We start from the raw sequence: 15,193 nt of genomic DNA on the forward strand, positions 1-15,193 counted from the left end.
CGAGTTGAGCACCCACGTGCGGCGACACAGTTCCACGATCAGGAAGACGAGGAATCGAAGATGACCAACGGCCCGAAGACGCCGACCGCCCACCGCGGCAAGCCACCTGCCGCTCACCTGTTGGATGAAGCCGAGCGAGTGTCCCTCGAAGAGCTTCGGGCTCTTCAATTGCACCGGCTACGGACGACACTCCGATACGCGTACGAGAACGTGGAGTTGTACCGCGCCAAATTCGACGAAGCCGGAGTGAAGCCGGACGACTGCCACGCGCTGGAGGATCTACGCTGGTTTCCCTTCACGACCAAGGCTGACTTACGCGATACCTACCCCTTCGGCATGTTCGCTGTGCCCCTGGAACGAGTACAGCGCATTCACGCCTCGAGTGGCACGACCGGGCGCCCTACGGTGGTCGGATACACCGAGAACGACCTGTCGATGTGGGCGGATGTCGTCGCCCGCAGCATCCGTGCCGCCGGTGGCCGCCCCGGCCACAAGGTGCACATCTCTTACGGTTACGGCCTGTTCACCGGCGGTCTCGGAGCCCACTACGGCGCGGAACGGGCCGGGTGCACAGTGATCCCCGCCTCGGGCGGCATGACCGCGCGCCAGGTGCGGATCATCCAGGACTTCGAGCCGGAGATCATCATGGCCACCCCGTCCTACATGCTCACTCTCCTCGACGAGTTCGAACGGCAGGGCGTCGAACCGCGCACCAGCTCCCTGAAGGTGGGCATCTTCGGCGCCGAACCGTGGACGGAGGAGATGCGGCGCGAGATCGAGGAGCGCCTGGACATCCACGCCGTCGACATCTACGGCCTGTCCGAAGTGATCGGCCCCGGCGTCGCGCAGGAGTGTGTGGAGGCCAAGGACGGTCTGCACGTGTGGGAGGACCATTTCTATCCCGAGGTCGTCGACCCAGTCACAGGTGACGTGCTGCCCGAGGGCGACCGCGGCGAGCTCGTCCTCACCTCGGTGACCAAGGAAGCGCAGCCTGTGATCCGCTACCGCACCCGCGATCTGACCCGACTCCTGCCCGGCACGGCCCGACCCGCCTTCCGCCGCATCGAAAGGATCTCCGATCGATGTGACGACATGATCATTCTCCGGGGGGTGAACGTCTTCCCGAGTCAGATCGAGGAGATCGTGCTGCGTGCGCCTGGCGTCGCACCGCACTTCCGGATCGAACTGTCCCGGAGCGAGCAGATGGACCACATGGCCGTCCGCGTCGAAGCACGTCCTGGCGTCCTGGCCGGACAGCGCGAGGCCGCAGTTCGAATGATCGCCAAGGGCGTCAAGGACGGCATCGGCGTCACCATCGACGTGACCGTCGTCGACCCTGGCGAGTTGGAGCGATCCACGGGGAAGATCCTCCGCGTCAGGGACCTGCGCAACGCCTGACCGGAGGATGTCAGCCCAGCTCACGTCCGGGCCTCGGGTAGGCCGCCGGCGGCACGGCCGAGCGAGCGGCCGCGCAGGCTGAATCGCGACCGGTCACCCGCCCTGAGGCCTGAGGGGTGAAGCCCTTGGGCGGCCCACCCTCCCCGTGCCGCCCAAGGGCAACACAGTCTTCCCATTCCGGCACCGTGTGCATACCGCCGGTGTCCGCACTCCATCCTGTAGGGGCCAGCTCGGGTCTCACCGGCCTCTTGCCTGGGTTCCCAGACTCCCACGGGTCCCAGGTGCTCAGTCCGCTGACACTCGATGGCATGCCTAGCGGGGCATTTGGACGGCTCCCCCGTATCCACAACGCCCCGCTAGGCACCAGCCCGATGCGCATGGACGCAGTTGCGGAAAACCGGGCCCAAGCCTGCCGAACGAAGGCTGCAGAGCGCCCACGCACCCCGCAGCCCAGAGGGCGGCCTCCATCAGGCCAGCGCCACGAGCTGCCGCACGATGCTCGCATCCCTGCCCACCAACTACCCAACAGAGGAACTCCATGACCCGAAAGCGGACCCCGAGCAAATCGAAGAAGATCATCGGCCTTGTACTCGGCGTCAGTGCGCTGTCATGCACCATCGCGGTGACCACCGGGTTGGGCTTCGCTTCAGAAAGCGACTCGCGCCCGGATGCCGTCCGCCATCCGGGCAAGCCTACGCCAGGAACATTTCAGGCGCCTGTGCGCTCCGGCGTCCAGATCTACGCCTGCACGCAGCAGCCCGACGGCACCTTCGCCTTCACCCAGCGCGATGTCCGCGCCACCCTCAAGGGCGGCATCAAGCACTCGTTCGTCAACCCTGCCTCCGGGCCGCCGCAGTGGGTCGCGCCGGACGGCAGCGCCGTGACGGCGACGGTCACCAGCAAGACTCCGCACGGTGCCGGCAACATCCCCGAGCTGGAGTTGACCGCCACGCAGACGGGCCTTCCCACCGGAAAGCTGGCGAATGTGACGAAGATCCGCCGGGTGAATACCCAGGGCGGTGTCGCCCCGACCGGGCCCTGCGATCCCGCAGCGAACCCGACGGTGGAAGTCCCCTACAGCGCCGTCTACGAGTTCATCGCCTCGCCGTCCCCGTCGACGCCCGCCGACGGGTGATCCTTGGGCTGGGGATATCGATCGCTCAGCTCCTCCGCTGAGTCAGTCGAAGTCACCGCTTCCTTGACAGCGCGGAAGGCGGCTGACCAGCCCGCCCGCTCGTGACGAGGCCCTTCCCCATCTTGTGTGTAGGTTCTCGCAGTCCTCCCAGCGGGACGAACTCCCGTGCCATGAACGTTTTTGGCGTGGCCACCCGATCGGTGGCCACGCCAAAAGTGTTCATGGCACGGGCCTCACACGCTCGACAGCCGATGGGACGGGGCACACGAGCTCACACAAGCACTCACTCGTGCCTACATCGAGTACGTGCCTCACCGTACGCGTGAGGGCGCGCCGCCGCTGCCGCATCAAGGGCTCCGGCGATTCCTGCTGAAGCCTCCCCGGCCGTCGAGCGGAACTCCGCCCCGGCCCGCGTGCCGCTCGAGCCCCGCGCCGGAACTCTCGGCGGTACGGAGGCCACGTAGCCTGCTAGGGCCGTGTCTCCTTCCCCGTCAAAGCAACATTGGCCGTCATTTCCACGGTGAGAGCACCGGATGAATCGCGGATCTGCACCTCGACATCGAACCGCGCCTTGCCGCGTGCCTCGAGGTTGCGGCGCACAACGCCGTTGTCCTGCACGGTGCGGGCCTCGGCAGTGAGGTCTCCCATGGCCACGGCGCAATAGCGGATGGTGGCCTGCGCCAGGAACGGGGTGTAGCGATCGAGTAAGTCGGAGAAGCCCGCAAGGGTCAGGGCGCCTGCCGCGGAATCGGCCAGAGTGAAGGCGACACCACCGTGTGGGCCGGCCACATGGTTGTGCAGGTCCGCTCGATCGGGGAGACGCAGAACTGCTCGGTCCCGGGCTATGTCGACGTACTGCAAGCCGATCGTCCGGGTAAACGGCATAGCTTGCGACAACATCGCCCGCACGGCCTCCAGACGTACGGCGCCGATGTCGGACCCATCTGTATTCACTGCGACCCTCCGCGGATGACGAACTCGGCATGCAAAGCATCTATCAAACGATCAAAGACGACCACAGCTCAACGGGCATCAGGCGATGAATGCCAGAGCAGGCAATGAGGCGTGTTCGAGCAGGCAGCAAGGGACCCTCACGACTTGGCGGATGGTAGTCATGGGGGTGTTCAACGCCCGACAGGCGTGGGCGGCGCGTCCAGACGCGCCGCCCACATCGGCAGGACGGCATGGGAAGTGCTTCATCACCGTCCGTGCCCGCTCTTGATCGTCACGGCCGGACGGCGTTCAACAGCAGACGCGCGGCCCTGACAGTTGGTGACCCATGACTGCGGAACCGCTAGCCCGCGCCCGCGGAGGGACGCACGCACCATGGCAAGCTCTTTCGCCTCCCGAGTGACAGCCTGAGGCAAGTGCCCCCAGCGCGGGAACGCTCTCGGCAGTGCTGCATGCCGTGGTAAGTGCGCATGCGCATCCTGCGCCCGAAGTGCACTTTCCTGTCGCCGAGGTCTGGCTCACCCCCCCCTGCTCGAGCAGTCAATCCGTTCCGGCATGATCCCGCGGCAGACGCATCGCGCGTTTCGCGCGATTTCTGTCGGCGTACTGGTGATGCGTTCGCAGCGTGCGACTGACAAGGCGCCGACGCGCCCGACGTTGTGGCTACGAGCAACGTACGGATGACGAACGGCACGGTCCACGGCAGGCCGGCCATGGATGGGAAGTTGCCTTCGACGACGGACTATGCCCGTCCCGGTCGGTCAAGGTGGCACTCGCGGAGGCGGTCGGCACGCGTCCGTCGTCTGCTTCTCCGCGCCGGAGAGTGGGTTGGGCACCAGACCGTCGGCGACACGGCCCTTGGAGGGACTCCGCCCGAGGTAGGCAGTCACCAACCAAACGCCCCGCGAGCGTAGTTAGCGGTTCGTTACGGAAGGGCGGCATTCTTCACTGGTTCTCCTCATCGCCGCCCAGTAGGGTCAACGCAGCTTGAACCACCGGGCGAGTGACTGAAGCACCGTGCCGGGGGTGTTCGGCGGCGCGACGGTACATCTGAGGGGTCCAGGACTGCCCGGTCGTATCGGGCCTCGTCCGCCCGGAATTCCCCTCCCCGTCCCCGCGATCTCCGCCAGTCAGCTCCCCGGCTGCGACCTCCGCCCCCCCATCGGCCACTGGTCGAAGTTCCGCCCCCCGTACGAGGAAACGCCCATGCACTTCGCAAAGCCGCCGTCGCACGCTGGTCATCCCGCCCGTCTCCTGACCTCATGTGCCACCGCCCTGCTGGTCCTCGGTGTGGCCGCCGCCTCCCCGGCCGCCGCTGCCGACTCCGTCTCCTACGACTTCGAATCGCCCTCCCAGAAGCTGCCGTTCATGGCGATCAACGGCGCAGGCCGCGTTCTCGTAGGGCCCGCGCCCGGAGGCAGGTCGGGGCAGGCCGCGCGCGTCAACATCCCCAACGACGGACATTCGTTCAAATCCGAGCTGGTCATCAAGGGTCTCGACGCGGGCAGTCATCGCTTCAGCTTCGCCAACTACCTTCCCGGTGACTGGCAAGAGCAGGACTTCGACACCATCGTCGCCCAGTGGTTCAGCACGCAGGACGACACGCTGCGGATCAAGCCCGTCGTGGCTCTTTCGATCCACAGCGCCGACTGGCAGCTGAAAATCCACTGGATGAGCGGTGGGGAGATACAGGAGAAGATCATCCCGCTCGGAGCGGCACGTCTGGGCCATTGGAACCAGTGGACCTTCGACATCACGTGGTCCTCCCCGACTACACCCGGTTCGATCGCCGTCGCACGAGATGGTGTCAACGTGGGCTCGCACCAGGGTGCCAACAACTACCACCGCGGGCAGCCGCCGCACTTCAGGATCGGCGCCTACCGACCTGGTTGGCGCCCGGAAAAGGGGCCGACGCAGCGGGGCGGAGCATCCGAGGCGGTCCTCTTCATCGACGACATCGCCATCACCAGCACAGCCGCCGGCTCCGCACCGAACCCGCTCCCGACAACGACCGGTGGCGCCGCTTCTCCCTCACGTCCCCCGGTTCTCTCCAGTTCCACCTCTGCCGCCTCGCCCTCCGCGTCCCCCTCCACGAAGGCCAGTGCGGCACCGACCAGCGGCGCACCCGCGGCCACCGCCGACGCCGCTCCCGGGGCACCCCGTGAGACACGGACGGAGAACGGGTCCTCGCTTTCGAGCACCGGCCCGACTGGGGTGATCGGCATCGCCGCCGCCAGTGCGGCGGCGCTGGCCTGTGGCGCCTTCCTTCTCTTCCGGCGACGCACCGGACCACAAGGGGCTCACCGCCGCTGAGGTCACCGGCCGCCCCCGCCGCAAGTCCTGCGCCACCCGGCGCTCTTTGAGGACCGGCGATTGCCTGGGAGGGGGCGTGCCGAAGACCAGGGTGGCATCCGGTACAGACGACCGCCGCCGGCAGAGTCCCCTACACAGAAGGCGGCAATCACATGGGCAACAGCAGCCGTCGGCGCCGGTCAGTCCCGGCTGGCATCGAGTCGCGACAGATCGCGATCACCGAGTTCCGCCGCAGTAAGTCCGGCCGCGGAGGCGGAGGTTCCGATGGTGCTGTAGTCGTAGGCGACTTCGGAGTGATACGCAAGGTCGATGCCGGTGATCTCTTCGTCCTCGGTTGCACGGAAGCCGATGGTCCGGTCGACGAGCTTGGCGATCAGCCAACTCAGGACGAAGGAGTACACCATTACGCTCGTCGCCCCGACGGCCTGGCGGCCGAGCTGGGCAAGACCTGCCCGGCCGCCGGTGGCAAGGACCCCGACGAGGAGAGTGCCGACCAGCCCGCCGACGAGGTGGACGCTCACGACATCGAGGGAGTCGTCGTAGCCAAGCCGGTCCTTCAAGCCGCTGGCAGCGCAGCAGATGACTCCGGCAGCCAAGCCGATGACCAGCGCGCCGCCGGCGGTGACATGAGCACCTGAGGGTGTGATGGCAACCAGACCGGCGACGGCGCCTGAAGCAGCGCCCACGGTGGTGAACGATCCGCGCTGGACTCGCTCGTATCCGAGCCATGCGAGCATGGCTGCGGCAGCCGCGACCTGGGTGTTGACGGCCATGGTGGACGCCGTGCCGTTGGCGGCGAGCGCCGATCCGGCGTTGAAGCCGAACCAGCCGAACCACAGCAGCCCCGCCCCGAGAATGACCAACGGCAGGCTGTGGGGGCGCATCTGCTCTTGTGTCAGGCCGATACGACGACCGACGACGAGCGCCGCGGCGAGGGCGCCCATGCCCGCGTTGATGTGGACTGCGGTGCCCCCGGCGAAATCGATCACCTCGAGCTTGAACAGCCAACCCTCGGGGTGCCATACCCAGTGTGCCACCGGAAAGTAGACAACGGTCGTCCACAGGGCGACGAACAGGATCCAGGCGCTGAACTTGGCTCGGTCGGCAAGGGCTCCGCTGATCAAGGCCGGGGCGATGACGGCGAACATCAACTGGAACAGGACGAAGGCGAGAACGGGTATGCCTCCCTCCGCGGTGAGTGAGTCGCCGGAAATGCCTGCCAGTCCGGCGTAGCGCAGGCCTCCTACGAGGCCTGCGCCGATGTCGTCGCCGAAGGCGAGCGAGTAGCCGTAGAGCATCCACAGGACGCTGACGACGCCGAGGCAGACGAACGACATCATCAGCATGCTCAGGGCACTCTTGACTCTGACCATGCCGCCGTAGAAGAAGGCGAGGCCGGGAGTCATCAGCATGACCAGGGCGGCGCTGATCAGCACGAAGGCCGTGTCTGCACCGTTCATTTGATATTTCCCCTCGTGGAGCCCAGCGCCCCCACGGATCGACGTGGGGGCGCTGCGGAAGGACAACGGTTACGAAAGCGGTCAGACCTGGGCGGCGCGTTCGAGGGCCGCGCAACAGGTGTCGACGATGACTCGCGTCACGTCGTAGGGGTCGATGTTGGCGTTGGGTCGTCGGTCCTCGATGTAGCCCTTCTTGTCGGCTTCCACCTGCCAGGGGATGCGTACCGAGGCACCACGGTCGGAGACGCCATAGCTGAACTCACCCCATGTAGAGGTCTCGTGCTGGCCGGTGAGACGGCGTTCGATACCCGAGCCGTAGAAGCGCAGGTGCTCGTACGGCTTGTCTCCGTGACCGAGGGACTCGCAGGCGGTGATGATCGCGTCGTAATTCTCACGCATGCTGCGCGTGGAGAAGTTGGTGTGGGCACCGGCGCCGTTCCAGTCACCGAGCGCCGGCTTGGGGTCCAGGGTGACGGACACTCCGTGCTCTTCGGCGGTGCGGTAGAGCAGCCAACGAGCCATCCACAGCTGGTCGGCGACCTCCAGCGGGGGAAGCGGACCCACCTGGAACTCCCACTGACCGGGCATCACCTCAGCGTTGATGCCGGAGATGTTCAGTCCCGCCGCAAGGCAGTAGGACAGGTGCTGTTCAACGATCTCGCGGCCGAAGATCTCATCGGCTCCGACTCCGCAGTAGTAGCCGCCCTGCGGAGCCGGGAATCCGTTGTCGGGAAAGCCCAGAGGCCTGCCCCCTCGAAAGAAGGTGTACTCCTGTTCGATACCGAACAGCGGTTCCTGGCCGGCGAAGCGTTCGGCAACCGGTGTCAGCCGGGCCCGCCTGTTGGACTCGTGAGGCACCATGGCGGTGTCGAGGACCTCGCAGAGCACCAGCAGGTCGCCACCGCCCCGGATGGGATCCGGGCAGGTGAATACCGGCTCGAGGACGCAATCGGAGGCGTGGCCCACCGCCTGGTTCGTACTGGAGCCGTCGAACCCCCACACCGGTGGGAGGGCGTTGTCGTCGAGGATCTTCGTCTTGGAGCGCAGCCGCGCAGTGGGGTCGCCGCCGTCGATCCAGATGTATTCGGCTCGGTAACTCATGGATTCCCTTTCAGTGATTGTTCTCGTGCGGAGCGCACGTAGGTGGCAGGGGGCTGACAGGTTGGTATCGGCGCGATCCGCGCTGCCGCCCCCAAGTTCAACTGGTCGTCTTCCGGGGTCGGCCCGGGCCCGGGCCGACCGGCCCGCGCAGTGCGCTGACGGCCTCGGGGTGGCCGGCCTTCTCGGCGTCGCTGCGGGGGGTACCGCCCCAACGGTCCTCAGCGGCTGCGTCCGCTCCGTGGTCCAGCAGATATTCGATGACGTCGATGTGGCCCTCGGACGCCGCGAGGTGGAGGGCCGTACGGCCGTCGTAGTCCTGGGAGCGCGCCGAGACCCCGCCGGCGAGGGCTGCCTGGATGCCGTCGAGGTCACCGATGCTGGCTGACCACAGCAGGCGTACCGTGCCGTCGATGGCTGTCTGGTCCTTCTTCAGGCGTGGGTCGCGCTTGCCGCCCTCGCTGTTGCCCGCGACCAGGGAGTCATAGACGTGAAAGTTGTACCTGTCGACCAACTCGCGGCAGAAGCCGATGCCACGCACCGAGTTGCCCAGCAGGTCCAGGCGGGGAGACCAGATCGCTATCCCCATCACCTGAGGGATGACAAGCATCAAGGCGCCCGATACGCCGCTCTTGGCCGGCAGGCCGATGGTGAAGGCGAACTCCCCTGAATAGTCGTACATACCGCACGACGACATCAGGGACAAACACTTCTGCACGGTGCCGGTGGAGAATACGCGTTCGTTGGTGAGCGGGACGACTCCACCATTCGCGAGCGCGGCAGCCGTGGACGCGAGGGCCACGCTGTCCAACTCGATGGAGCAGCATTGGAAATAGAATTCTAATGTGGACAGGAGATCGGTCGCGTCCGGGAAAGCGTTGTGCTCGCGCATAAAGTATCCCAGCGCGAAATTTCGGTCGGCTGTCTGCCTTTCTGAGAGGTAGACCGCGTTATTGAATCCGACGGGACGGCCTGCCGACAGTCTGCGCCACGTTTCGGCGACATAGTCGAATCGGTCGGCCATGGCCTGCAATGGTTTCACCAGTGCACAACTCATGATGGCCCCGGAGTTGATCATCGGGTTGTGCGGGAGCCCTTCTCCATTAACCGAAAGTTCATTGAAGCCGCTTCCGCTGGGCTCTCGTCCGACATGCCGGTGCACTACCTCCGGCCCGTGCTCCTCAAGCGTGAGAGCGTAATTGATGGGCTTGCACACCGACTGAACACAAAAGCGCCTACTGGAGTCTCCGATACTGAATTGCTGCCCATCGACCGTACATACGGATATTGCAAACAAATCAGGAGGAACGCGCTTCAACTGTGGTATGTAATCAGCGACGCTCCCTTTATCATCGGCGCGCAGATTCTCATAGATATCCGTCACGTCCGAGGTGAAGGATGCGAAGTCGGGTATCGCCAGAGCGCCGGTGAGTGCTCGGTTGACCAGGCCACCCGAGCGGCCGCACAGGGCGGCGAACTGGGATTGGTCAAGCTGGGCATCCCCCGCCGAACCACCGCTGCTCAACGCGCCCACCAAACGGGGGTCGGCAGAGCTGATGCCCGTACGTTCAAGTCGCGCCACGAGCTCGGCGACGGAAATCGCGCCCTGAGTGCTCTTCTTGAAGGAGTCGAAGAGCCGCTCGTACCGCGCGATGTTCTGCTCAGGATGGGCTTTTACTTTTATTCCTTCGGCCGTTTTCGCCACCGCAGCACCCCATTTCACTAGACTATTGCGTGTACCAGCGGGCGATCGACTGCTGCCACACGCTCACAGCGTGCCATGCCCGAGACGGAACGAAGGCGATCGGAGGACGAGCGTGCCTTTTCCGTCACGAGTCAGTGCCTAATAAAACCTGCAGTGACGTGATTCACATCCTCCCTGACGAACCGAAGGAGACTTAAAGCCATCCTCACGTGAACGTTGTTGTCGGAGCGAACCAAACGTCAGCGTCGCGGGTCGCACTGCGCTCACGCCCGCCGGCGTCTCCGCGGTATACGTTTTGAATGTCTGCAGAATATGAATCGCCCTGTGAAGGCACTTCTTGCTCGGCACACCTGGCCCCCGAATAGATGGGAGGCGGTCGTTCCACGCTCCTCCGCATGACTTCGGGCGCGATACGTCACGCGGCCTGCTCGCCGGCCGCAGCATCACCTTCCGGCGTAGCAGGCCCTCGCCCCGGAGGCTCGACGAAGCGCGGAGAAGACCGTCACCAGGAGGTGTTGTCGTCGCTTGGGACAGTGACGCCCAGCTTCTGCAGAACGGCGAAGCGAGAGAGTGCCGGCTCATGTCCGGCGCCCCCGCCGATCGGCTCCGCGAGGGGCTGGATCCACGCTTCCGGGTCCGCCTCGAAGGAGAACGCCAGGGATATGGTCTCCTCCTCCCTCAAGAGGGAACTCGGAGTGACGAAGCGATACTGCGGAGCTCGCCAGCGCCCGTCGGTCCACCGTTCCATGAGCGATCCCAGGTTGACGATGAGAGAGCCATCCGGGCATTGCCACGTGGAGTATTCACCGGAGGAACTCACCGCCTGCAGTTCCACGACCTGGCTGCGTAGTGTGAAGAGCCCGACATCCGCGCCGAATCGGCGGCGTGCCGGCAGCCGCTCCACGAACGCCGGGCAGTCCGCCGGAGGGTGCCACATCACATGCTGCGTCCAGCAAGCCTCGGTCGCATGGCCGGCGAAGAAGTCGGCGTCCAGGCCCAGGACTTCGGCCAGGAGAGCATTGACCTCCTGAGCCACCCGCGTCATGCAGGCCGTATAGCGACTCGCGATGAGCCTGAGGGTGGCGGCGCTCTCCGGCCATCGGTTGGGAGGGTAATAGAATCGGTCCAGCGCCATTTCTTCGGCAAGGTTCTCCCTGCCGATGCGGAAAGCCTTCTGATGGCCGTGATGCAGTGGCGATGTCGGCAACCTGCCGTTCTCGGGCGCGGGCACATCCTCCACCAAGAGGTTCCATCCATGGTCGCTCGCTGTCTCGGCGACACATGACTTCTTCACTTCATTCGGCAGTTCGAAGAAGGCTCGGCCGCAGGCTTTGAGAGCCTCCTCCAGCCCCATGGGCATCTCGAAGCCGCTGAGGAAGAATACGCCCGTCTCGCGCAGCGATCGGTCGAGATCCGCAGCCAGCACGGCTCGTCTCGAGGCAGAGACCGACCGCCACTGGGACAGGTCGATGTCAGGAATGGCGCTGTGCATCTCAACTCCTACGACTTGGGGCGTGGCGATACTCGCAGTGCCCCTTCGGGTTCTTCCTGGGAGCGGAGGCCTTCTCCACCCGCAGCTTCCATCACGGAACCGTCGCGATAGCAGGAAAGGAACGGAGCTGCCTCACACTCCCCCGCACGGGGCCGTGGCTGTAGCGTCACCGCGCAGATGCGGCCGTCCGCGACCACGCGGCGCGAGCCCGGCGCCCTCGACTCAGTGCAGTTGCTTCGCTGCGGCCTTGATGATTGCTCGCACCTGAGCCGTGATCGCGGCGCGGTTCCTGAGGAACACGGGGTCGCTGATCTGTCCCGCGTTCGGATCACTGTTACTGCCGCCGAACTCGAGAACCGGTGTGTGGATATGGCCGCCGGGAAGCGACGCGTGCAGAGCATCGCGAAGCAACGTCGCCCGGTAGGCGATCTCATTGGACAGATAGTCGCCGGCGCCCCCGGCCCGCGGTGTGGACCCCGGGGTGGGGCCGTCCGGCTGGTCGACCTGGTCTGTGGCTCCCGCTGGAATCTCTGTGACGGCAGTGAAGTCCCTCACCGGGAAGGGGCCCGTGCCGTGGGCGGTGATCTCTCCGTAGGGGAGACTCGTCGTGGTCCACTGGGGCTGCGGGTTCACCGTAGGAAGTCCGGCCGGCACCGGAATGCTCCCCGTGCGGGCTAGGTTGTCGTTGTCGGGAAAACCTCCGCGCCAGTTCCCGTTATAGCGGACCACGTCGAAGTGTCCGATGCCGCCCTGGCTGATGGTGGCGAACATGTCCACCTGCTCGGGTCCCGGGCGAAAATAGGGCAGCAGGGTCCGTTCCACTGTTCCTTCGGAGAAGTCCTGCCACCGCACAGGGAAAACGACGGCCTCGATCCGTGCTTCCCCGGAAGAGGTGCGAATGGTGGTTCCATCCAGGGCCAGCGCCGCCGCTCCGGAGGGATTGCTGCGCCGGATGTCGTCATCCAGCTGGAAGGGGTCAAATCCTGTGATCAGTATGTGCTTGATGCTGCCGCCGGAAGGGAAGGTGACCGATTCCGCACCGCGAGAGGCCCTCTCCAGTCGCGTCACGAGAGCGCCTCGCTGGCGGGACGAGATGGCGAACGGTGGCTTCCACTGCCTCACGCCCAAGGTCATCTGGAGGCGCGTCCAGTAAAGAGCCCTGTCGTCGTCCGCTCCCAGGGCAGCGTCCTGCGGCGATTTGCCCTGGGCTTGTGCCACCGCCTGTCGCCACACATTGCGGCCGGTGTCCGCCATGAGCTTTTGGGCCTGCTCGTACGTGGATACGCGGCTCAGTGCTTTGTTGAAGGAGTCGAGTCTCTTCTTCATCTGTGAGCTCTTCAGGATTTCCTGCGGGACCTGGAGTGTCGAACGCTGCTCCTCCGCCGTCGGCTGCGACACCGCGGCAGGGGCGACGCGAGCACTGGTCACCGCCTGGGCCGTGGCAGAAGGCAGGGCAGTGAGGGAAAGGTATGCTGCCAGGCTCACGCTGATGCTCAGGTTCATCGCGCTTCCCGCTCGTGATCGATGGGTCGTGGTGGACATACACATCTCCTTTGGGTCAATTCAGTCAATTAGCAATGGTTCGGCGGAATGCGGCGGCCGTGGCCGTCTGAGTGCTTTGCCGCTGCAGGGCTCTACTCAGCCTCTGCCACAAGCGGTGCGGAACTCGGCCCGAAAACGCCGCTGAGCGCGCTGACGCATCACTCACCATTGAGTGCATGCTGTTGCCTCGGCGTCCGAGGCCTCCGCCTCTTCGTTCGAGGGTCAGCCCCCGGATGCGGACCGGAAGGGCGAGATGGTCAACTCCGAGGATTTGCCGGCGGTCGACACCGGGCCGTTCTTCCATGCCGTCGTCAAGGGCTGCGTCTCATCCGGCGGCGTGACCAGGAGGCGATCCGGAGCTATGGACACGGCACCGAGCCCGAGGGTGCGCTGAATGACAGGAGTGCCACCGCGCTTGTGCCGGAATGGAGAAGGACGACCGTGCGCGCCTCTCGCGTACGCGCAGGCCCCGCTGTGATCGGATCATTCTTCGAGTCTTGGAACTCGGCTCCCGGATCGTCCTGGACCGTGCAGGTGGCACCGGACTTGTTGGTCAGGACGAGGGGGAAACTCTGCCGGCCCGCGCCGGGAGCGCCGATGCCGACGGACAGCGTGAGGTCGCTCGTCCGGCATCTCTGCGGTGCGCCGGCGTCTCCATCCGGTTGGCCCGATGCCCGACTCTGCGACGACGACTGCCGAGGCTCGGCGCCGGCCGTGGATGCGGCTGTTGGGCCGTCAACGCTTGGGTCGGTCTCGTGGCTCGTCACCGTGGGCCGGAACGGCTGAGTTTCGGCGGAAGCCGCGCATCCGCCCATGAGCATCAACACCGCTGCGGCACCGACGGTGACGGCCACGGGGGGCAGGTGGCATCGCGAGGATGAGAGGGAGTCGGGCAGGGGTTGAAATCTCATGGGTAAAGCCACTTCTCCTGATGTCGATGGGCCAACACAGGTGCGTCACGGGCGGAAGACGTCTCGTTCGACGATGGACCACGCGGTGAGGTTCGACATTGAGTCACCGACATTGAGTGTTCTGCGCCACAGGGCCACGGAATGCAGCTGCTCTCGCGGCCAGTTGGGTGCTGTGAGCCATGCGCGTTCACTTGAGCATCCGCTGGGGTCAGCCATGTAACTGCTTTTGCGCCGCAGTGCGCCGCCGCGCACGCTTTCAAACGTGACGTCAGTCAGAGGACGCCATGCCGGACCGCGTGCGCCACGGCATGGGTGCGGTTGCGCAGATCGAGCCGAGACAGCATGCCGTGGATGATGTTCTTGACAGTGCGCTCAGAGTAACTCAGTCGCTCCGCGATCTCTGCGGTGTCAAGTCCCTCCGCGAGCAGCTTTACCACCTCGACTTCACGACTGAGCAGGCCAGATGATGTCAGCTCACGAGGACTTAAGATGTCGCGCTGTATGACGCGCAGGTGTTCGATGAGCCAGGCGACCATGACCGGCGAGAAATCCGCCCGGCCGTTGTGGGCGCCGATGACCGCCTGGATGACCCGTTCCCGGTTGGCGTCCTTTCGGGGGAGGACGCCGCTCAGCCCGAAGTGCACGGCCTTGAGCAGGGGCTGCTTCTGCACGGAGTCTGCGACGACGACCATGCGCGGAGCCGGGCGGCGGGATTCTCTGGCCACCTGTTCCATACGCAGGACCGCCGCAGAGCAGACACACTCCTCGACGAGGAGGCAGACATCCGCTTCAGCCTGCCGCTCACTGGGCATCAGGATGGTTGCTGCACTGTCCTCCAGGTAGGAAGCCATGCCCGCGTTCGCGACGGGGTCGGCGGTGATGACGACAACGCTAATGGGGTCCACGTGCACTCCACGCAGTGATCTTCTTGTGCATGACAGCTGCAGGCGAGCATGTGCCGCCGCGCTCCTAGGCGTTCGCCTGCCCTGTTGGACGGCCGTTCAGCGGGAAGGGTTCCGCTCGACGCGTGTTCGGGCGTAGGGGCGACAGTCCGGCGGAGACCGTCCGACTGCACGGCGCGTCTGCGGTCGCCGAGCCATCCTCGCCAGGTCGGGGCGCGGCATCTACCAGCCGGCCCGCCATCCGCGTGCCGCCATGGTGGAGGATTCGGGGGTGATTTGACTGAGG

11 protein-coding genes are annotated in these 15,193 nt (G+C 65.5%); 3 read left to right on the forward strand and 8 right to left on the reverse strand.

From position 1 onward, the window contains the following. Positions 1-60: 60 nt before the first annotated feature. Positions 61-1,398, forward strand: coding sequence for a phenylacetate--CoA ligase PaaK (paaK, locus tag OG736_RS06115; RefSeq protein ID WP_327181507.1), 1,338 nt, complete (start codon positions 61-63; stop codon positions 1,396-1,398). 538 nt (positions 1,399-1,936) lie between these two features. Continuing rightward, complete coding sequence (locus OG736_RS06120) at positions 1,937-2,533, forward strand: DUF3455 domain-containing protein (RefSeq protein WP_327181508.1); 597 nt, start codon at positions 1,937-1,939, stop codon at positions 2,531-2,533. A gap of 468 nt (positions 2,534-3,001) precedes the next feature. Here the strand turns inward: OG736_RS06120 and OG736_RS06125 are convergent, their stop codons facing one another. Next, positions 3,002-3,487 (reverse strand): DUF4442 domain-containing protein, encoded by a 486-nt coding sequence (locus OG736_RS06125; RefSeq protein ID WP_327181509.1) that lies wholly within the window; start codon positions 3,485-3,487, stop codon positions 3,002-3,004. A gap of 1,203 nt (positions 3,488-4,690) precedes the next feature. Between OG736_RS06125 and OG736_RS06130 the strand changes: the two genes are divergently transcribed. Then, positions 4,691-5,797: a heparin lyase I family protein gene (locus tag OG736_RS06130; protein ID WP_327181510.1), complete on the forward strand. Its 1,107-nt coding sequence runs from the start codon at positions 4,691-4,693 to the stop codon at positions 5,795-5,797. Positions 5,798-5,976: 179 nt separating this feature from the next. Here OG736_RS06130 and OG736_RS06135 read toward each other — a convergent pair whose 3' ends face one another. The 7 genes from OG736_RS06135 to OG736_RS06165 all read right to left on the reverse strand — a co-directional run bounded on the left by OG736_RS06135 (position 5,977) and on the right by OG736_RS06165 (position 14,910). Continuing rightward, positions 5,977-7,257, reverse strand: coding sequence for an ammonium transporter (locus tag OG736_RS06135; protein ID WP_327181511.1), 1,281 nt, complete (start codon positions 7,255-7,257; stop codon positions 5,977-5,979). An 81-nt stretch (positions 7,258-7,338) separates the two neighbouring features. Next, positions 7,339-8,358, reverse strand: a complete 1,020-nt coding sequence (gene glnII, locus OG736_RS06140) for a glutamine synthetase GlnII (RefSeq protein ID WP_327181512.1) — start codon at positions 8,356-8,358, stop codon at positions 7,339-7,341. A 97-nt stretch (positions 8,359-8,455) separates the two neighbouring features. Next, the gene (gene glsA, locus OG736_RS06145; RefSeq protein WP_327181513.1) at positions 8,456-10,060 is read right to left on the reverse strand and encodes a glutaminase A; all 1,605 of its coding nucleotides are present in this window, start codon (positions 10,058-10,060) and stop codon (positions 8,456-8,458) included. A 502-nt stretch (positions 10,061-10,562) separates the two neighbouring features. Further along, entirely contained in the window at positions 10,563-11,552 is a 990-nt protein-coding gene (locus OG736_RS06150; RefSeq protein WP_327181514.1) for a 2-oxoglutarate and iron-dependent oxygenase domain-containing protein, read from the reverse strand. A gap of 222 nt (positions 11,553-11,774) precedes the next feature. Beyond that, on the reverse strand, positions 11,775-13,094 hold the full coding sequence (locus OG736_RS06155) for a pyroglutamyl-peptidase I (protein ID WP_327181515.1): 1,320 nt from the start codon (positions 13,092-13,094) through the stop codon (positions 11,775-11,777). A 359-nt stretch (positions 13,095-13,453) separates the two neighbouring features. Beyond that, entirely contained in the window at positions 13,454-14,005 is a 552-nt protein-coding gene (locus OG736_RS06160; RefSeq protein WP_327181516.1) for a DUF4232 domain-containing protein, read from the reverse strand. 272 nt (positions 14,006-14,277) lie between these two features. Next, positions 14,278-14,910 carry a helix-turn-helix transcriptional regulator gene (locus tag OG736_RS06165; protein ID WP_327181517.1) on the reverse strand — a complete coding sequence of 211 codons (633 nt, stop codon included), beginning with the start codon at positions 14,908-14,910 and terminating at the stop codon, positions 14,278-14,280. Positions 14,911-15,193: the final 283 nt, after the last annotated feature.

The sequence above is a fragment of the Streptomyces sp. NBC_01334 genome (assembly GCF_035983595.1).
Classification (GTDB): Bacteria; Actinomycetota; Actinomycetes; order Streptomycetales; family Streptomycetaceae; genus Streptomyces; species Streptomyces coriariae.

Coding starts and splice junctions, on each gene's coding strand:
- OG736_RS06135 (WP_327181511.1), bottom strand. CDS start 7,257: ATGAACGGTGCAGACACGGCCTTCGTGCTGATCAGCGCCGCCCTGGTC.
- OG736_RS06130 (WP_327181510.1), top strand. CDS start 4,691: ATGCACTTCGCAAAGCCGCCGTCGCACGCTGGTCATCCCGCCCGTCTC.
- OG736_RS06155 (WP_327181515.1), bottom strand. CDS start 13,094: ATGTCCACCACGACCCATCGATCACGAGCGGGAAGCGCGATGAACCTG.
- OG736_RS06160 (WP_327181516.1), bottom strand. CDS start 14,005: ATGAGATTTCAACCCCTGCCCGACTCCCTCTCATCCTCGCGATGCCAC.
- OG736_RS06120 (WP_327181508.1), top strand. CDS start 1,937: ATGACCCGAAAGCGGACCCCGAGCAAATCGAAGAAGATCATCGGCCTT.
- glnII (WP_327181512.1), bottom strand. CDS start 8,358: ATGAGTTACCGAGCCGAATACATCTGGATCGACGGCGGCGACCCCACT.
- OG736_RS06150 (WP_327181514.1), bottom strand. CDS start 11,552: ATGCACAGCGCCATTCCTGACATCGACCTGTCCCAGTGGCGGTCGGTC.
- paaK (WP_327181507.1), top strand. CDS start 61: ATGACCAACGGCCCGAAGACGCCGACCGCCCACCGCGGCAAGCCACCT.